At 37.6% G+C, this 19074-nt stretch carries 18 protein-coding genes and 2 tRNA genes; 18 read left to right on the forward strand and 2 right to left on the reverse strand.

What is annotated here, in order from left to right; all coding sequences use genetic code 11:
* Positions 1 to 17 precede the first annotated feature (17 nt).
* From purR to ACFX4G_RS26595, 17 genes are all read left to right on the forward strand, one after another.
* The gene (gene purR, locus ACFX4G_RS26515) at positions 18 to 839 is read left to right on the forward strand and encodes a pur operon repressor (RefSeq protein WP_013054862.1); all 822 of its coding nucleotides are present in this window, start codon (positions 18 to 20) and stop codon (positions 837 to 839) included.
* A gap of 21 nt (positions 840 to 860) precedes the next feature.
* On the forward strand, positions 861 to 1238 hold the full coding sequence (locus tag ACFX4G_RS26520; RefSeq protein WP_013054863.1) for a RidA family protein: 378 nt from the start codon (positions 861 to 863) through the stop codon (positions 1236 to 1238).
* A 155-nt stretch (positions 1239 to 1393) separates the two neighbouring features.
* Positions 1394 to 1684 (forward strand): septation regulator SpoVG, encoded by a 291-nt coding sequence (gene spoVG, locus ACFX4G_RS26525; protein ID WP_013054864.1) that lies wholly within the window; start codon positions 1394 to 1396, stop codon positions 1682 to 1684.
* Positions 1685 to 1878: 194 nt separating this feature from the next.
* A complete protein-coding gene (gene glmU / locus ACFX4G_RS26530) occupies positions 1879 to 3258 on the forward strand; it encodes a bifunctional UDP-N-acetylglucosamine diphosphorylase/glucosamine-1-phosphate N-acetyltransferase GlmU (protein WP_377578012.1) in 1380 nt (459 codons plus the stop codon).
* 18 nt (positions 3259 to 3276) lie between these two features.
* Positions 3277 to 4230: a ribose-phosphate diphosphokinase gene (locus ACFX4G_RS26535; RefSeq protein WP_013054866.1), complete on the forward strand. Its 954-nt coding sequence runs from the start codon at positions 3277 to 3279 to the stop codon at positions 4228 to 4230.
* A gap of 187 nt (positions 4231 to 4417) precedes the next feature.
* Positions 4418 to 5047 carry a 50S ribosomal protein L25/general stress protein Ctc gene (locus ACFX4G_RS26540; RefSeq protein ID WP_230185357.1) on the forward strand — a complete coding sequence of 210 codons (630 nt, stop codon included), beginning with the start codon at positions 4418 to 4420 and terminating at the stop codon, positions 5045 to 5047.
* Between the two features lie 139 nt (positions 5048 to 5186).
* The gene (gene pth, locus ACFX4G_RS26545; protein ID WP_052500310.1) at positions 5187 to 5744 is read left to right on the forward strand and encodes an aminoacyl-tRNA hydrolase; all 558 of its coding nucleotides are present in this window, start codon (positions 5187 to 5189) and stop codon (positions 5742 to 5744) included.
* Between the two features lie 59 nt (positions 5745 to 5803).
* The gene (gene fin / locus ACFX4G_RS26550; RefSeq protein WP_013054869.1) at positions 5804 to 6034 is read left to right on the forward strand and encodes an anti-sigma-F factor Fin; all 231 of its coding nucleotides are present in this window, start codon (positions 5804 to 5806) and stop codon (positions 6032 to 6034) included.
* A gap of 69 nt (positions 6035 to 6103) precedes the next feature.
* On the forward strand, positions 6104 to 9634 hold the full coding sequence (mfd, locus tag ACFX4G_RS26555; protein WP_377578016.1) for a transcription-repair coupling factor: 3531 nt from the start codon (positions 6104 to 6106) through the stop codon (positions 9632 to 9634).
* 249 nt (positions 9635 to 9883) lie between these two features.
* Positions 9884 to 10420, forward strand: coding sequence for a stage V sporulation protein T (gene spoVT / locus ACFX4G_RS26560; protein WP_013054872.1), 537 nt, complete (start codon positions 9884 to 9886; stop codon positions 10418 to 10420).
* A 228-nt stretch (positions 10421 to 10648) separates the two neighbouring features.
* Positions 10649 to 12253, forward strand: a complete 1605-nt coding sequence (locus ACFX4G_RS26565; protein ID WP_043979013.1) for a putative polysaccharide biosynthesis protein — start codon at positions 10649 to 10651, stop codon at positions 12251 to 12253.
* A 12-nt stretch (positions 12254 to 12265) separates the two neighbouring features.
* Positions 12266 to 13726 (forward strand): bifunctional methyltransferase/pyrophosphohydrolase YabN, encoded by a 1461-nt coding sequence (gene yabN, locus ACFX4G_RS26570; protein WP_237075563.1) that lies wholly within the window; start codon positions 12266 to 12268, stop codon positions 13724 to 13726.
* 20 nt (positions 13727 to 13746) lie between these two features.
* Positions 13747 to 14013 (forward strand): RNA-binding S4 domain-containing protein, encoded by a 267-nt coding sequence (locus ACFX4G_RS26575; protein WP_013054875.1) that lies wholly within the window; start codon positions 13747 to 13749, stop codon positions 14011 to 14013.
* Between the two features lie 99 nt (positions 14014 to 14112).
* Entirely contained in the window at positions 14113 to 14418 is a 306-nt protein-coding gene (gene yabP / locus ACFX4G_RS26580; protein ID WP_013054876.1) for a sporulation protein YabP, read from the forward strand.
* A complete protein-coding gene (yabQ, locus tag ACFX4G_RS26585) occupies positions 14415 to 15038 on the forward strand; it encodes a spore cortex biosynthesis protein YabQ (protein WP_097825374.1) in 624 nt (207 codons plus the stop codon). The genes yabP and yabQ overlap by 4 nt, the downstream gene beginning before the upstream one ends.
* Positions 15039 to 15042: 4 nt before the next feature.
* The gene (locus ACFX4G_RS26590) at positions 15043 to 15414 is read left to right on the forward strand and encodes an FtsB family cell division protein (RefSeq protein ID WP_013054878.1); all 372 of its coding nucleotides are present in this window, start codon (positions 15043 to 15045) and stop codon (positions 15412 to 15414) included.
* Positions 15415 to 15502: 88 nt separating this feature from the next.
* Entirely contained in the window at positions 15503 to 15970 is a 468-nt protein-coding gene (locus tag ACFX4G_RS26595) for a S1 domain-containing RNA-binding protein (protein WP_013054879.1), read from the forward strand.
* A 120-nt stretch (positions 15971 to 16090) separates the two neighbouring features.
* On the opposite strand, the gene ACFX4G_RS26600 is transcribed toward ACFX4G_RS26595, so the two are convergent.
* Both ACFX4G_RS26600 and ACFX4G_RS26605 read right to left on the reverse strand, forming a co-directional pair.
* A tRNA-Glu gene (locus ACFX4G_RS26600) sits at positions 16091 to 16162 on the reverse strand.
* A 10-nt stretch (positions 16163 to 16172) separates the two neighbouring features.
* Positions 16173 to 16246 (reverse strand) — tRNA-Met (locus ACFX4G_RS26605).
* A 312-nt stretch (positions 16247 to 16558) separates the two neighbouring features.
* Between ACFX4G_RS26605 and spoIIE the strand changes: the two genes are divergently transcribed.
* Positions 16559 to 19036: a stage II sporulation protein E gene (spoIIE, locus tag ACFX4G_RS26610; RefSeq protein ID WP_377578021.1), complete on the forward strand. Its 2478-nt coding sequence runs from the start codon at positions 16559 to 16561 to the stop codon at positions 19034 to 19036.
* Positions 19037 to 19074: the final 38 nt, after the last annotated feature.

A 19074-nucleotide genomic window follows, 5' to 3' on the forward strand; every position in this document is an offset into this window, starting at 1 on the left:
ATTTTCAGGAGGATGTTATGAAGTTTCGACGTAGTGGACGATTAATTGATATGACCAACTATTTCATTCAAAACCCTCAGCGCCTTATCCCTCTTACGTATTTTGCAGATAAATATGATTCCGCAAAATCATCGATTAGCGAAGATATGGCGATTATTAAACAAACTTTTGAACAGCAGGGTATCGGAACTTTGGTTACGCTACCAGGGGCTGCCGGCGGAGTTAAATTCATTCCAAAGATGACGAATGAAGAAGCCGGTCAGCTTGTTCAAGAATTATGTGGGTTGATTGAAAAACCTGAGCGTTTACTGCCAGGTGGATATTTATATTTAACTGATATTTTAGGGAACCCCCGCGTTGTGAATAAAATCGGTCGCTTGTATGCATCGCTTTTTGCTAACCGCAAAATCGATGTGGTGATGACTGTAGCAACAAAAGGTATTCCTATTGCGTATGCGGTTGCTCAGTATTTAGACGTGCCCGTTGTTATTGTGCGCAGAGACAGTAAAGTAACTGAAGGATCGACCGTTAGTATTAACTACGTGTCGGGTTCATCTAAGCGCATTCAAACGATGCTGTTAGCTAAAAGAAGTTTAGCGGTGGGGTCAAATGTACTCATCATTGATGATTTCATGAAAGCTGGCGGTACTGTAAATGGAATGGTTAGCTTGCTTGAAGAGTTCGATGCAACTGTTGCTGGTATTGGAGTTTTAGTAGAATCAGAAGATATTGAAGAACGTTTAGTGGATGAGTATGTGTCCCTTGTACAATTAACAGATGTAAATATCAAAGATAAACAAATTCGTGTACAAGAAGGCAATTACTTAAAATATATTTGATCAAGTAAGGGAGAGGAACATATGTTACAGGTTCAAACGAAAAATGCACCGCAAGCTATTGGTCCATATTCACAGGGAATTGTTGTGAATAACTTGTTTTACAGTTCAGGTCAAATTCCACTTCGTCCAGATGGTACGTTGGTCGAAGGAGATGTTCAAGTACAAGCTACTCAAGTATTTGAAAATCTAAAAGCAGTTCTTGAAGAAGCTGGAGCTTCTCTAAATACAGTTGTAAAGGCAACCGTGTTCATTAAAGATATGAACGACTTCGCAGCGTTAAATGAAGTCTATGGCGACTACTTCGGGGACCATAAGCCGGCACGTTCATGTGTAGAAGTTGCGAGACTACCTAAAGATGTACTTGTTGAAATTGAAGTTATTGCGCTTGTTAAAGGGTAATTAAATTAACAAATTTCTAACAAAAAGCAAGTAACTTCCAATTGTTCACTTTTTTTGCGAAAATTTTCTAAAAATTTTTTCTGAATAGCAGGAAAACACAAAATTCTGTGGAATTAAGTATGTAAAGCTTCGCATAGAAAAAGGTGGTGAACAAGATGGAAGTAACTGACGTAAGATTACGCCGCGTGAACACTGAAGGACGTATGAGAGCGATTGCTTCAATCACATTAGATGGTGAATTTGTTGTTCATGATATTCGTGTGATTGATGGTAATAATGGCTTATTTGTAGCCATGCCAAGTAAACGTACACCGGATGGTGAGTTCCGTGATATTGCACATCCAATCAATTCAAATACTCGCGGAAAGATTCAAGATGCTGTTTTAGCAGAATATCATCGTTTAGGTGAGGTAGAAGTTGAATTCGAAGAAGCGGGTGCTTCGTAAACATATGATACATTAAGAGTCTACTGAAAAGTAGGCTCTTTTCTTTTTGATTACCATTTATATAATTTCACACCTTTGTAAAACTTTAGCATTACCAAAAAATAAAATTCATGACTTATAAATGATTCCTTGAAATGCTGTCATTTTTGATATAATATTCTTAATGGATAAAAAGGTAAAATTGGAGGCCTGTTATGTCAAAAAGATATGCAGTCATATTGGCAGCTGGTCAGGGTACACGTATGAAGTCATCTTTATATAAAGTGTTACACCCTGTGTGTGGCAAACCGATGGTGCAACACGTAATTGATCAGTTATCACGTTTGGATTTAACAAATTTAATTACAGTTGTAGGTCACGGTGCCGAAAAAGTGAAATCACATGTTGGAGATAAAAGCTTATTTGCTTTACAAGAAGAGCAGTTAGGAACAGCTCATGCAGTAATGCAAGCAGAATCTTTACTTGCACATGAAAAAGGTACGACAATTGTTGTATGTGGAGATACTCCGCTTATTACAGCTGAAACAATTGAATCTTTATTAAAGCATCATGAAGCAACAAATGCAATGGCAACTATTTTAACAGCTCGTGCAGAAGATCCAACAGGATATGGACGCATCATTCGAAATGAACAAGGGTCTGTTGAAAAGATTGTGGAGCATAAAGATGCCACAGAACAAGAGCGTCTTGTACAGGAAATTAATACTGGTACGTATTGTTTTGATAATGAGAAATTATTTGAGACACTTTCAAAAGTTTCAAATGATAATGTACAGGGAGAGTATTATTTACCTGATGTTATTGAAATTCTAAAAAATGAAGGTCAAATTATTTCTGCATATCAAACATCCGATTTTGCTGAAACATTGGGCGTTAATGATCGATTTGCTCTGTCTCAAGCAGAAGAAACAATGAAAAAGCGCATCAACAAGCAGCATATGTTAAATGGAGTGACGATTGTGGATCCTTCTAACACGTACATTTCAGCAGATGCTGTCATTGGCAGAGATACGGTTATTTATCCTGGTACGGTTATTCAAGGAACAGTTGTAATTGGAGAGAATTGTGAAGTAGGACCTAACAGTGAAATTAAAGACTGCAAAATAGGTAATAATACTTCTATTCGCCATTCTGTTGCTCACGATAGTGAAATTGGTCACGAAGTCACAATTGGCCCATTTGCACATATTCGTCCTCAATCATTAATTGGAGATGAAGTGCGCGTAGGAAACTTTGTAGAAATTAAAAAAGCATCTTTTGGCAAAGGTAGCAAAGCTTCTCATTTAAGTTATATTGGAGACGCAGAGGTCGGAAAAGGTGTAAACTTAGGGTGCGGATCTATTACAGTTAACTACGATGGGAAAAATAAATTTTTAACAAAGATTGAAGATGGGGCATTCGTAGGATGTAACTCAAACTTAATTGCACCTGTAACAATTGGTGAAGGCGCCTATGTTGCAGCTGGTTCAACCATAACGGATGATGTGCCAGGAAAAGCATTATCAATTGCTCGTGCGAAACAAGTAAATAAAGAAAACTATGCTGAAAAGCTTGATATTAATAAAAAATCCTGACGGAGGTTTCACAATAAAATGTCAAATGTATATGCTGATGAAAATTTAAAGTTATTTACGCTAAATTCAAACAAGGCTTTAGCTGAAGAGATCGCAAAAGTAATTGGTGTGGAATTAGGTAAATGTTCGGTTGATCGTTTCAGTGACGGTGAAATTCAAATTAACATTGAAGAAAGTATCCGTGGTTGTGATGTATTTATCATTCAATCAACAAGTGCTCCAGTTAACGAACACTTAATGGAATTATTAATTATGATTGATGCATTAAAACGTGCATCAGCTAAAACAATTAACATCGTTATGCCTTACTATGGCTATGCTCGTCAGGATCGTAAAGCTCGTGCACGTGAACCAATCACTGCCAAATTAGCAGCAAATATCATTGAAAAAGCGGGAGCTACTCGTATTATCACATTAGATTTACATGCTCCTCAAATTCAAGGTTTCTTCGATATTCCAATTGACCATTTAGTAGGTGTTCCAATTTTAGGTGAATACTTCAAAAGTAAAAACCTTGATGACGTTGTTGTTGTATCTCCGGACCACGGTGGCGTAACGCGTGCTCGCCGTTTAGCGGAACGTCTAAAAGCGCCGATTGCTATCATTGACAAACGTCGCCCACGTCCAAACGTAGCAGAAGTTATGAACATTGTTGGACAAGTGGAAGGAAAAACAGCAATCTTGATTGATGATATGATTGATACAGCTGGTACAATTACAATTGGTGCAAGTGCATTAATTGAAGCAGGTGCAAAAGAAGTATATGCTTGTTGTACACACCCAGTACTTTCAGGCCCTGCGATTGAGCGTATTCAAAACTCTACAATCAAAGAGCTAGCTGTAACAAACTCTATTGCTTTAACAGAAGATAAGAAAATTGATAAAGTAACAGAACTTTCAGTAGCTCCGTTAATCGGTGAAGCGATTATTCGTGTTCACGAAGAGCAATCAGTTAGTACATTATTTGATTGATAAACAGAACCTCTTTCCATTTGGAAAGAGGTTTTTTTGAAAAAAATTTAAATGTGCTAACCCTTGATTTTAAAGCGCTTTGGACGGAAAGAACAAAGATATATTACTGTTCAAACTGGGTTTCATGTTTAGCAACCTTCTAAAAAGGGTACATTTTAAGTAGAAAACATACTGGAAGGTGAATAAAATGAGTATTTCAATTCAAGCAAATAAAAGAACGGATTTCAAAAATTCTACAAATAGAAAGATTCGCGACGAAGGAAACTTCCCAGCGGTTGTTTACGGAAATAAAACAGAATCCACACCTATTTACTTAAACAGTGCTGATTTTATTAAGACTATTCGTGAAGCAGGACGCAATGGAGTGTTAACATTACAAGTGGATAAGCAAAAATATTCCGTAATGTTACATGATATTCAAACTGATCCATTAAAAAACGAAATTGTCCACGCCGATTTCCAAGTGGTCGACATGAAGAAAGAAATTGATACTGAAGTTTCTTTATCTCTAGTAGGAGAAGCAAAAGGAACAAAAGAAGGCGGCGTATTACAGCAGTCTCTATATGAAATTTCATTAAAAGGCTTGCCGCAGGATATCCCATCGTCTATTGACGTAGATGTATCAGAGTTAGGAATTAATGATACAATCACAGTAGCGGATATTAAGGTAGATAAAAAGCTAGAAATTACGCATGATGCAGAAGATACAGTTGCTTCTGTGCTACCTCCTCAACAGGAAGAAGAGCCGGACAGCGGCGAAGTTCAGGATGCTGAAGGCGATGTTGAAGCAACAAAAGAAAAAGATAACGAAGAATAATATAAAAAGACGTAACCAAAAGGTTACGTCTTTTTGTGTGAATTGATTATAATAAAAGTGATACTATATAGTAATGTAAAACATTAAAGACATTTACCTATTATGTACAACTTACATAGAGTGGAAAGGAGTATCTATTTTGAAATTAATCGTTGGTTTAGGGAATCCTGGAAAAGAATATGACCGTACCCGTCATAACATAGGATTTATGGCAATTGATAAAATTGCTGAACAGTTTATGATTTCATTAGATAAAACAAAGTTTAACGGAATATATGGAACAGGTATAATAAAAGGAGAAAAAGTCATATTATTAAAGCCTCTAACATATATGAATTTATCAGGAGAAAGTATTCGCCCGTTAATGGACTATTTTGATATAGACGTCGAAGACTTGCTTGTTATTTACGATGACTTAGATTTACCGTGCGGAAAAGTAAGATTGCGTACAAAAGGAAGTCCGGGCGGCCATAACGGAATAAAATCAATTATTCAGCATTTAAAAACCCAAGAGTTTAACCGGATTCGTATTGGAATCGATCGTCCGAAAAATGGTATGAAAGTAGTTGATTACGTACTAGGGCGCTTTACAGAAGATGAAATGGTTCATATGGAAGAAGCGATGAAAACGTCTGTACACGCGAGTGAGGATTTTTTAGGTAAACCGTTCTTAGAAGTAATGAATCGCTATAATTAAGTAGAATAAAATTTCTCTCAATCGTCCATACTAACACTAAAAGATTTGGGAGGATTTGTATGTCTATTCATTATTTCTGTAGACATTGTGGCGCAAAAGTCGGTATGATAGAAAAGACAGCTCACAATACAGAAGCACTCGGTTTTAATCACCTAACCGCAGATGAACGAAAAGACTTTATTCACTACCATAATAGTGGAGATATCGTGGTTAAAATTATTTGTGAAGACTGTCAAGAAGCGCTAGAACGAAATCCAGACTATCATCAGTACGAAACATTTATACAATAAAAAGCTTTGGTCTCAAACCAAAGCGTTTTTCTGTTTAGTTTAGACATATCATGGGAGGAGGGAATTCCTTTGCGAGGGATTAGACAGCAATTTGAAGAAAATAAAGAAATTGGAGCTGTTGTCAACAGTTTAGAAGAAGGTTTGAAAGAACAGTTAGTAACGGGAATTTCCGGTTCAGCTCGATCTGTATTAATGGCACTCTTAAATGAGGATAAAAAATACCCCTTATTAGTAGTGACTCATAATTTATATCAAGCTCAAAAAGTGTATGAAGACCTTTTGCATCTTTTACCGGAAAAAGACGTTTTCTTATACCCTGTTAACGATTTAGTTGCTACAGAAGTGGGGATTGCAAGTCCAGAATTAAAGGCTCAGCGAATTGAAGTACTCAATTATTGGAGTCAACATACAGGTGGAGTAGTTGTAACACCGCTTGCAGGAATTCGAAAGCTGCTGCCTCCTAAAGCAAGATGGGAGCAAACACAGCTGCCGTTTCAAATGGGAATTGACATCGACGTTGATCATTATTTAAAAAGGTTAGTTGAGTTGGGCTATGAGCGGGCATCGATGGTTTCAGCTCCGGGTGAGTTTAGTGTGCGCGGAGGAATCATTGACATTTATCCGTTAACAGAAGAGCTACCTGTCCGAATTGAATTATTTGATACGGAGATTGATTCCATTCGTACTTTTACAATCGAGGATCAACGCTCTCAAGAGCAGTTAAAAGAAATTTCAATCGGCCCTGCTACGGAAATCATTGTGAATCAAAATGAAGTAGCCCAAGGAATTGAAGAACTAGAAGCACAGCTGGCTTCGACGCTGCAACAAGTAAAAAACGCAGCGCTAAAAGCTACCTTAACAGAAAATATTAAAGGTGAAATCGAACAGCTGCGTCAAGGCCAGCTTCTTGAAAATATGTTCAAGTATTTATCATTCTTCTACGAATCGCCTGCTAGTTTACTAGATTATTTACCAGAAGGCGGCCTTGTCATCTTTGATGAGACCACTCGAATTCAAGAAACGTCTGATCAGCTTGAAACAGAGGAAGCTGAATGGATAACCGAATTATTAGGACAGGGGCAAATTGTTCGAGACGTTCAATTATCTCATAAGCTCCCATCTCTTATTCAGCGAGCAAAACATCAGTTTTTATACTTATCGTTATTTTTGAAGCACGTATCGTATACTAGTCCGCAAAATATTATTAATATTTCATGTAAGCAGATGCAGCAGTTTTACGGCCAAATGAACTTATTAAAAAGTGAAATTGAACGTTGGAAAAATGCTAATTATACGGTAGTCCTCTTAGGAGCAGATAAAGAGCGCGTGAAAAAACTTGAAGGTGTGCTGGCAGATTATGATATTGATTCATCTATTTTAGATGGAAATGGTCAGCTTGTGCCAGGTCTTGTTCAAATCATTGAAGGCGATTTACAAATGGGCTTTGAACTGCCGATGCAAAAATTAGCTGTTTTAACCGAGGAAGAATTGTTTAAAAAACGGGTAAAGAAATCAAAGCGTCGTCAAAAGCTTTCCAATGCAGAGCGTATTAAAAGCTATTCAGAGTTAAACGTAGGTGACTATGTCGTACACGTGAACCACGGTATTGGCCGTTACTTAGGAATGGAAACGTTAGAGATTAACGGTAATCATAAAGATTATATCCATATCAAATATGAAGGCTCTGACAAGCTGTACGTTCCTGTTGAACAGATTGATCAAGTACAAAAATATGTAGGCTCTGAAGGGAAAGAGCCAAAAGTATATAAACTTGGCGGAAATGACTGGAAGAAAGTGAAACGAAAAGTTGAGTCTTCTGTTCAAGACATCGCTGATGACTTAATTAAACTGTATGCAGAGCGTGAAGCAAGTAAAGGTTATGCATTTTCTCCGGATGGCGATTTACAGAGAGAATTTGAAACAGCTTTCCCTTATCAAGAAACCGAAGATCAGCTTCGTTCTGTACAAGAAATTAAAAAAGATATGGAACATGAAAGACCAATGGATCGTCTGCTTTGTGGAGACGTTGGATATGGAAAAACAGAAGTAGCCATTCGTGCTGCGTTTAAAGCTGTGACAGATGGAAAACAAGTGGCTATTTTAGTGCCAACCACTATTTTAGCTCAGCAGCATTATGAAACCATCCGTGAGCGTTTTCAAGACTATCCAATCAACATTGGGCTGTTGAGCCGCTTTCGCAGCCGTAAACAGCAGCAAGAAACAATTAAAGGGTTAAAAAACGGGACCGTAGATGTAGTGATTGGTACACATCGTTTACTATCTAAAGACGTGATTTATAAAGATTTAGGATTGTTAGTTATCGATGAAGAGCAGCGTTTTGGTGTAACGCACAAGGAAAAAATCAAGCAAATGAAAGCAAACGTTGATGTCCTTACACTTACAGCAACGCCTATTCCACGAACATTACATATGTCTATGTTGGGCGTAAGGGATTTGTCTGTTATTGAAACGCCGCCTGAAAATCGTTTTCCGGTTCAAACATATGTAGTGGAGTATAATCCGGTTCTAGTTCGTGAAGCGATTGAGCGTGAGTTAGCGCGTGATGGCCAAGTTTACTTTTTATATAATCGCGTAGAAGATATTGAACGAAAAGCAGAAGAAATTTCGATGCTCGTGCCTGATGCTAGGGTAACGTATGCCCACGGAAAAATGAATGAAACCGAACTCGAAGCGGTTATTTTAAGCTTTTTAGAAGGCGAATATGACGTGATTGTGAGTACAACCATTATCGAAACGGGAGTAGATATTCCAAATGTAAATACGCTTATTGTCAACAACGCTGATAAGATGGGATTATCACAACTGTACCAATTAAGAGGGCGTGTAGGTCGTTCAAACCGCGTGGCATATGCGTACTTTACGTATCACAAAGACAAAGTACTGACAGAAGTAGCTGAAAAGCGTCTGCAAGCTATTAAAGAATTCACCGAATTAGGTTCTGGTTTTAAAATTGCTATGCGTGATCTTTCAATACGTGGTGCCGGAAACTTACTGGGTGCTCAGCAGCATGGATTTATCGATTCTGTCGGTTTCGATCTCTACTCGCAAATGCTTAAAGAAGCGATAGAGGAAAGACGCGGGTCTGACGGAGAAAATGTGAAATTTAATGTAGAAATGAATCTGGACTTAGACGCGTATATTCCTGATCAGTACATTACAGACGGCCGCTTGAAAATTGAGATGTATAAGCGCTTTAGAGGAATTGAAGCACTAGAGGATATTCAAGAATTGCAGGATGAAATGATTGATCGTTTTGGAGAGTATCCGGCTGAGGTTGAGTATTTGTTTAAAGTAGCGGAAACAAAAGTATATGCAACGCAGAACTTAGTAGAATCTATTCTTCAGTCAAAACAAGAAATTTCTATTCTGCTGTCTGAAGAAGCGAGCTCAACGGTAGACGGCCAAAAATTATTCATGCTAGGTGATCAATTTGGCAGAATGGTCAGCTTAGGTATGGAAGGCAAGAAAGTAAAATTAGTGGTTAATGTAAAAGGACTTGCTCAAAAAGAATGGCTCAATATTGTGTACCAGTTAGTAAAAGGAGTAGCCACTGTTAAAAAAGAACAAGTTACGAATTAAAAAGAAGGCTCATTTTTGAGCCTTCTTTTTATATAGCCGAAATAAAAATACCCAAATCCCCATGTTTTGGCGGTTTTTTGGACATTTTTTTAATAAAAGCACACTTTTTAACAAAAAAAGAGATGGTTGGTGAATAGAAGTTGTAGAGTGAAGAATACTAACCTCAACAAAGGTGAACCTTTTATCATATAGCCATCAGTGATATTCACCAACTATTTTAATCATCATATGAAAGAGAGGCTTCAATGAATGAAAGCAACAGGTATTGTTCGTCGTATTGATGATTTGGGTCGCGTTGTGATTCCAAAAGAAATTAGAAGAACGCTTCGCATCCGAGAGGGAGATCCCCTAGAGATTTTCGTCGATCGCGATGGAGAAGTTATTTTAAAGAAATATTCGCCAATTAGTGAATTAGGAGACTTTGCAAAAGAGTATGGCGAAGCGCTATACGATAGCTTGGGTCATCCTGTACTTATTTGTGACCGCGATGTATTTATTGCGGTAGCAGGAAGTTCTAAAAAAGAATACTTAAATAAAAACATTAGTTCGTTAGTGGAATCTGTTATGGAAAGCCGCAGTTCTTCTTTAGTAACTGATGGGAAAAACCTTGAATTTGTCGATGGATACGAAGAAAATATTTCTTCTTACACAATCGGTCCGATTATTGCAAATGGAGATCCGATTGGAGCTGTTGTCATTTTCTCAAAAGATAAGTCCCTTGGTGAAGTAGAGCATAAAGCGGCCGAAACAGCAGCTAGCTTCTTATCTCGTCAAATGGAGCAGTAAGCGTAATTATCTTTATTTTACATTATTTACTGAAAAGGTAGCAGTTTCTGCTGCCTTTTTCATGCTGTCTTACCTTAGAAATAAAGAGAACATGATATAATGGTACGGTATTTTATTTATTGGAAAGTGCAGGATGTTTTATAAGAACAAAGCTCTATTCTATTGCGGTTAGCGGCTAATAAAAAGAGTTGTTCACATCATTACAAGCTGCAGGTGAAAGGTGTAGGAATGCAGAAACAATCAAAGCTCTATTCTATTTTTAACGGCGCCATTATTTTAACGCTCGCAGGTTTATTTACGAAAATCTTAAGTGCCACTTATCGTATTCCATATCACCATATCGCGGGAGATATAGGGTTTTATATCTATCAGCAAGTTTATCCGCTATATGGAATTGCGCTACAGCTAGGTACATATGGTTTCCCTGTAATTATTTCAAAGTTAGTAGCTGAGTATGCGGTAACAAATCGGAGAAAGGAAATCCGAGGAATACTTCAAGTTTCGTTTGCTTTTTTGTTTGTAGTAGGCTGCACGATATTTGCGTTTGAATATATTTTCGCAGAAACGATTGCCGAGTGGATGGGAGATCGTAAATTAACGGTTCTCATTCAAATTATTTCATTTTCCTTTTTACTTATTCCGTTTATTGCTGTTATTCGTGGTTATTATCAAGGATTACATAATATGTTTCCTACAGCGCTGTCTCAAATTGCAGAACAAGTTGTACGGGTAGGGACTATTTTGTATCTGTCTATTTTCTTGATCCAACATGGTTATGATCTATATACTGCAGGGGCGGGAGCTATTTTTGGTTCCATAACAGGCGGTATCACATCCCTTATTATTTTATTTTTATTTGTTTTTAGAACAAAGACAAATTCTAAGGGAGTATTTCAACGCATAAAAAAAGCAGACATCAAGAGAATATTTAAAATCCTTATTATTCAAGGCTTATTAATTTGTATTAGCGGTATGGGTCTGCTGTTTATCCAGCTTATTGACTCCTTTACTTTATATTCTAGTCTAACGGCGCACGGCATGGCTGAAGAAGCAGCACAAATTTTAAAAGGTATTTACGACCGCGGTCTTCCGTTGATTCAATTAGGTACAGTAGTAGGTACAGCTTTTTCGCTTTCGCTTGTACCTGTTATTTCTTCAGCCATTGCGAAAAAGAACTTGTCATTTGTGGTTGAAAAAGTTCAGCTGTCTCTCCGTCTATCGCTTGTAGTCGGAGTTGGAGCAGCTTTTGGCTTGATTGCGCTGATGAAACCCATTAATATGCTTTTATACGGTGACTCCCACGGAACGGACGTTTTACAAATTTTGAGCTTGTTAGTTATATTTACAACAGTAGCAGCAACTGCTGGAGCTGTGCTGCAGGGGATGGGAGCTGTTTTTGCGCCTGTAATAGCCGTCATCGCTGGCATGGCAGTCAAACTAATATTGAATCTTTGGCTAATACCAGATTTTCAAACCATAGGAGCAGCCATTGCTTCCTCAGCTGGATTCGCTATCGTTGCAGCAATCAATCTATTTTGTCTGTATAAAAAGTTAGCTGTACCTCTTGTTCCGAAAAAGGCGAGTGGAGGTATTTTTATAACGGGCATAGCAATGGTCGTTCTTTTGCAAAGCTATTTATTTTGTTTACATCACTTTGTATGGTCTAATGGTTTAGATACAAGCAAACAAGTGGTTGAAACAGGAGCTGGTGTTTTAATAGGCGGTTTGTTTTATTTGTTTATCATTATGAAACAACACATTTTTACCGAAGAGGAATTACGTTTACTTCCAATGGGAAGTGTTTTAGCTAAATACGTATTAAAAAATAAATAAGAAGGTGAAGCAATGACAGGTAAAGTAACAGTTATTGGTTTAGGAGCAGGCGATTTAGAACAGCTACCTGTAGGTATTTATCGCTTGCTACAGCAGGAAAAGCATATTTATATGCGCACAAAAGAACATCCTGTAATCAAAGAATTAGAAAGTGAAGGCTTGACGTATGTATCCTATGATGACGTATACGAATCTTATGATGCATTTGAAGAGGTATATGAACATATATCAAATGATTTAATCGATAAAGCTTCAATAGAAGAAGTGGTGTATGCCGTTCCTGGGCACCCTTTAGTGGCAGAACGTACGGTTCAATTACTTTTACAAAAAGGAAAAGAACGAGGCATTCCTGTTGAAATTAAAGGAGGACAAAGCTTCTTAGACCCAATTTTTGGTGCGCTAAAGATCGATCCTATCGAAGGATTTCAGCTGCTAGATGGAACAGATTTAAAGCGAAGCGAAATAGAGTTAACCGGTCATGTTCTAATTGCTCAAGTGTACGATCAGTTCGTTGCTTCAGAGGTAAAGCTAACGCTGATGGAACACGTTCCTGATGATTACCTCGTTTATATTGTAACAGCAGCGGGAAGCAGTGAAGAAAAAATCCAGCCGGTCAAGCTGTATGAATTGGATAGAGAAATGTCGCTCAATAACTTAACGACTATTTATGTGCCTCCAGTAGCAGACGAAACAATTTTATATCATCAATTTGACTCGTTCAGAAGGATTATTGCCACGCTCAGAGGGCCAAACGGATGTCCTTGGGATCAAAAACAAACGCATGAATCGCTCAAGCGCTATTTGCTAGAAGAGTCATATGAGTTATTAGATGCAATTGACCGTCAAGATGACGATAATATGATTGAAGAGCTTGGTGATGTATTGCTGCAAGTATTGCTTCATGCCCAAATCGGTGAAGATGAAGGAATGTTTTCAATTGATGATGTCATTCGCAGTGTTTCAGAGAAAATGGTAAGACGCCATCCGCATGTATTTGGGGAAGTGAGCGTGAATGATGCAGATGAGGTCTTAAAAAATTGGGATGAAATCAAAAAAGAAGAAAAAGGAGAGGAACCTTCTTCTCTGTTAGCTTCTGTACCTGGGGCTATGCCTTCTTTAATGAAAGCGCATGGATACCAAAAACAAGCTGCAAAAGTTGGTTTCGATTGGTCAGAAGTTGAACCAATGTGGGGGAAAGTACAGGAAGAACTTGCTGAATTCCAAGAGGAAGTACAGCATGCTGATAAAGAAAAAATGAGCGATGAATTTGGAGATATTTTATTTGCTTTAGTGAATATTGCAAGATTCTATAAAATCGACTCTGAAGCTGCATTAGCTAAAACGAATACAAAATTTTTAAATCGATTTCAATATATTGAAGAAAAAGTGAGAGCTTCTGAAAAACCATTTGAATCTTTTTCGTTAGAAGAGTTAGATGAATTTTGGGAAGAAGCAAAAAAAACAGGTTTGTAAAACAGAAAGGTGAGGGAATTATGAGGTTAGATAAATTTTTAAAAGTATCACGTTTAATTAAGCGCCGTACATTAGCAAAAGAAGTATCAGACAAGGGGCGTATTACCATTAATGGTATCGTTGCAAAAGCAAGCACAAATGTGAAAGTAGGAGATGAATTAGCGATCACATTTGGCACGAAGAAAATTACCGTTAAAATAGAGGCTCTTCAAGAAGCAGCTAAAAAAGAAGAAGCAGCTAATTTGTACTCAATTGTCAAAGAAGAGCGTATTTCATCTGAAGTATAACTGATGAAGGCTTGTTCTAAATCACCTTTCTCATTCATATGTTTTAAACAACAGATAACAAGAGCGAATGCTCTTAATGAATGAGGTGGGGATGAAGATATGAGCCAATTTTACGAAACAAGCAATTCAAACAAAGACCATACTCCAAATCATGATTTAGTGATGAAGGGTCGGCGTCTCTTAGATATCACGGGTGTGAAGCAGGTAGAGAGCTTTGATAATGAGGAATTTTTACTTGAAACAGTGATGGGTTTCTTGTCAGTTAGAGGGCAAAATCTGCAAATGAAAAATTTAGACGTTGATCAAGGAATTGTATCGATAAAAGGAAAAATCTTTGATATAGTTTACTTAGATGAGAACCAATCGGAGAAGGCTAAAGGATTCTTTAGTAAGTTGTTTCGATGAGTTTAAACATTCAGCTCTATACAATGCTTGCGATGGTATCGATGGGAAGCGGTTTAGGTGCTTCTCTCGATACTTATCGTTACTTTGTTAATCGCTCTAAATCACGCCCATGGTTTGTATTTGTGAATGACGTATTGTTTTGGATGGTGCAAGCTCTTCTCATTTTTTACGTGTTGTTTTTAGTGAATGAAGGAGAACTGCGTTTGTATGCGTTTCTTGCTTTGTTTTGCGGCTTTGCCGCGTATCAAAGCTTATTTCAATCACTGTATTTAAAAGTATTAACATTTACTGTCTCGAGCGTATTAAGTTTATATCGAGGTGTTTTAACGCTTAGTAATATTTTTTTGGTCAAGCCTATCCGCTTCTTTATTCATATTTTAGTTGTAGTCGCTTTAGGGATCTACCGAGCTGTTCATAAGTTGCTCGTATTCTGTCTAAAGCTTATTTACGTACCGACCAGGTGGCTTCTTTTCGTATTTTGGAGAATGGTGCCTAAACCTGTAAAACGATTTTTACATATGGGTTTTCGGTATATAGAAGGAATTTACAATCGTGCAAAGAATATGATAATGAGAATCGTTGCATGGGTGAACACTTTAAAAAACAAGGGGGACGACTAATTCAATGAGTGCGGTACGAAAAAAAAAGGTCGCGAAGTTAAATACTGATTATAGCCATAAACAAGAGCAAATTAAACAAAATACAGATCGAAAGCGTATCGGTTTAATTAGGCGTTTGACTGTTTTCGGAGTGTTGGCCTTAATCATTGGTGGATTGATGGTATCAGCTTTAATTACGCAAACCTCAGCTATTGAGAACAAAAAAGCTGAGAAGGTGAAATTAGAACAGCAGCTGACAAAATTACAAAGCAAGCAAAAACAGTTAAAAGGTGAAATCGTCAAGTTAAATGACGATGATTATATTAAAAAGATTGCCCGCAGAGATTATTTTTTATCAGAAGACGGGGAAATTATCTTTAATGTAAAAAAAGACTAAACGTATGGTTCGTTGACAGTGTATTTTTGCTTTTTGTATAATATAATAAATTGATTTCTTTTATCATTTAAGGAGGAGCATTTTTTTTATGTCAATCGAAGTAGGCAGCAAGTTACAGGGAAAGGTAACAGGTATTACGAACTTTGGAGCTTTTGTTGAGTTACCAGGAGGTTCAACAGGCTTGGTTCATATCAGTGAAGTAGCTGATAATTACGTAAAGGACATTAACGACCATTTAAAAGTGGGCGACGAAGTTGAAGTCAAAGTAATTAACGTTGAGAAAGATGGTAAAATTGGTCTTTCAATTAAGAAAGCGGTAGACAAACCAGAACGTCCAGAGAGACCGGAGCGTCCTGCAAGAGCGCCACGCTCAGACCGTCCACGTGATTCACGCCCACAACGTAATAACAATCGTGGTGGCGGTAATGATTTCCGTACAAAAGAAACATTCGAACAAAAAATGAATCGTTTCTTAAAAGACAGTGAAGAACGTTTATCTTCCCTAAAACGCCATACCGAATCAAAACGCGGTGGACGCGGTGCAAAACGCGGTTAACTTGCTGCTTATATCAAATAGATAGCGAGTTTTTGGAAAGTGCCTTTTATTTAAAAGGTGCTTTTTTTATATGTAAAAAAGAGTAGAAAAAAAGCATGTACTGTTGTACATGCTTTTTGATGACCCGTACGGGATTCGAACCCGTGTTACCGCCGTGAAAGGGCGGTGTCTTAACCGCTTGACCAACGGGCCGTTATTCGAGTAGCGGCGGAGGGGATCGAACCCCCGACCTCACGGGTATGAACCGTACGCTCTAGCCAGCTGAGCTACACCGCCATTATACGTTCTCTAAAAGACATTTATAATAATATAAAAAAGAAGGGTTATTGTCAATAACTTTTTTGTTATTTTTATAGACTATTATTTGCTTTTAAAAAAGAATGATGAGCATAGGCTTTCTCTGAGGCAAACAGTATCTCTGATATTTTTTAAATTGCCATGTAAGATTGTACATCTTTTTGTATAGTTTTCAATATAATACTAGAAAATAGTCGAACGATTATAGGTATTTTGCTAGTCCGTTTGACAAAATTTCACCTTTCGCCGCGATATAATAATGAATAAGTATAATTAGCGGGTGGTGGGAGAATGCAAAAGACGGAAAGAGATTTTGCAAGTCCAACAACAGAGGCGGTATTTAACCGAACTAGATTAGAAATTTCCCGTGTGTTTACAAAGGCGGGTATGAAAACGGAAAAGGTGTTATTTCAATGGGGATTGTTGCTGCTAGTCGTAGGTTTTTTATTAGGACGAGCGTTAATTTTAATGAAAATCATGCCATTTGCTTTGCCATTCTTTGCAGCTGTAATGGCTATAAAGAAAGAAAAAGCACCGTTAGCAAGTTTAGCCGTATTGGCAGGGGCATTTAGTGTTTCCATTCAAAATGGAGGTACCGTATTTGCTACACTATTTGTTTTCTTACTAATTCATCGATTTAGCGGCATACTGACAATGGATCCGTTAAAGAAGCTGCCGTTCACTGTATTTAGCGCGATGTTACTTACAAAACTAACTATTTTTTATGTGTTTACCAAGGAATTCACCATGTATGATTTTACATTTGTGGCAGTAGAAGCAGGGTTGAGCTTTATCTTAACCATGATTTTCTTACAAAGCGTGCCTTTAATTTCATACCGAAAGCGAAAACAATCATTAAAAACAGAAGAAGTGATTTCTCTAATCATTTTGTTGGCATCTGTTATGACGGGGACAATAGGGTGGATGATTTACGGGCTTTCGGCTGAACATATATTATCTCGTTACTTAGTATTAGTTTTTGCGTTTGTATCTGGCCCCACGATAGGAGCTACGGTAGGGGTCGTAACCGGTTTAATTTTAAGCTTCGCGAATGTTTCCAGTTTGTATGAAATGAGTTTACTCGCTTTTTCCGGCTTGCTTGGAGGACTTTTAAAAGACGGTAAAAAGCTAGGAGCAGCTCTTGGGCTGGTTGTTGGTTCATTGCTAATTGGCCTATATGCTCAGGCAGATCAAGGGTTGACGACTAATTTGTATGAATCACTGACGGCTGTTGTCCTATTTTTATTAACCCCATCTTTTGTTTTGAAAAACTTGAGTAAATTAGTACCAGGGACATCTGAAAACATGCTTGAACAACAGCAGTACGTGCGCAAGATCCGAGATGTAACAGCGAATCGCGTAGAACAGTTCTCAAATGTTTTTCAAGCACTTTCCAAAAGCTTTACGCAAAATGGATTTTATGATGAAAAGCCAAGCGCCGATAAAGAAGTCGATTATTTCTTAAGCAGCGTTACCGAAAGGACGTGCCAATTTTGTTTTAAAAAAGAACAATGTTGGGCACAGCAGTTTGATACAACCTATGAATATATGAAGGAAATTATGCTTGAAGTTGATAATGGCACTCTTGAACAAAATCCAAGACTAATTCGAGAAATGGACAAACATTGTGTGAAATCGAAAAAAGTCATCGATGTGATTGAGCATGAACTTACGTATTTTAAAGCCAATCAGCACTTAAAAGCCCAAATTCAAGAAAGTAGAAGGATTGTAGCAGAACAGCTTCACGGTGTTTCTGAAGTCATGGGGAATTTTGCAAAAGAAATTAAGCGAGAGCGCGAAAATTTAAATGTACAAGAAGAACAGATTTTAGAAGCTCTTCGCAACTTTGGGATGGAAATCAATCAAATTGAAATTTATAGCTTAGAACCTGGAAATGTAGATATTGAAATGTGGGTGCCATATTGTCACGGAAGAGGAGAATGCGAGAAGATTATTGCGCCAATGCTTACAGATATCTTAGGTGAAAGTATTGTAGTAAAGAACGAAGAATGTGCTAAATATCCTCAAGGCTATTGCCACGTTTCGTTTGGCTGTACAAAAGCGTACGTTGTTGATACAGGCGTAGCACATGCTGCTAAAGGCGGAGGGTTTGTATCCGGTGACAGCTACTCCATGATTGAGCTAAACGCTGGTAAGTATGCACTAGCTATTAGCGATGGTATGGGGAATGGAGAGCGTGCCCACTATGAAAGCAGCGAAACGCTTCAGCTGTTAAAACAAATTTTACAAACAGGAATAGAAGAGACAATTGCAATTAAATCGATTAACTCTATTTTATCGCTGCGTACAAACGATGAAATCTTTTCTACGTTAGATTTAGCGATGATCGACTTACAAGATGCCAATGTAAACTTCTTGAAAATCGGTTCTACGCCAAGCTTCATCAAACGTGGAGATAAGGTGATTAAAATACAGGCAAGCAATTTGCCAATGGGCATTATTGAAGAATTTGAAGTGGATGTTGTAAATGAACAAATGAAGGCCGAAGACTTATTAATTATGATGAGTGATGGCGTATTTGAAGGACCAAAACACGTTGAGAACTACGAAATGTGGATGAAGCGAAAAATTGGCGAGCTTCAAACAAACGATCCACAAGAAATTGCAGACTTAATTATGGAAGAAGTTATTCGAACAAAATCAGGTTTGATTGAAGATGATATGACGGTAGTTGTGGCAAAACTTCAGCACAATACTCCGAAATGGTCATCGATTCCTTCTTACGCTTATCGTAAAAAAGCACAATAGTTAGATAGAAGTATATTTTATCTCCTCCTCGTCTATCA

Source organism: Priestia sp. YIM B13486 (assembly GCF_042787865.1).
GTDB classification, from domain to species: Bacteria; Bacillota; Bacilli; order Bacillales; family Bacillaceae_H; genus Priestia; species Priestia megaterium.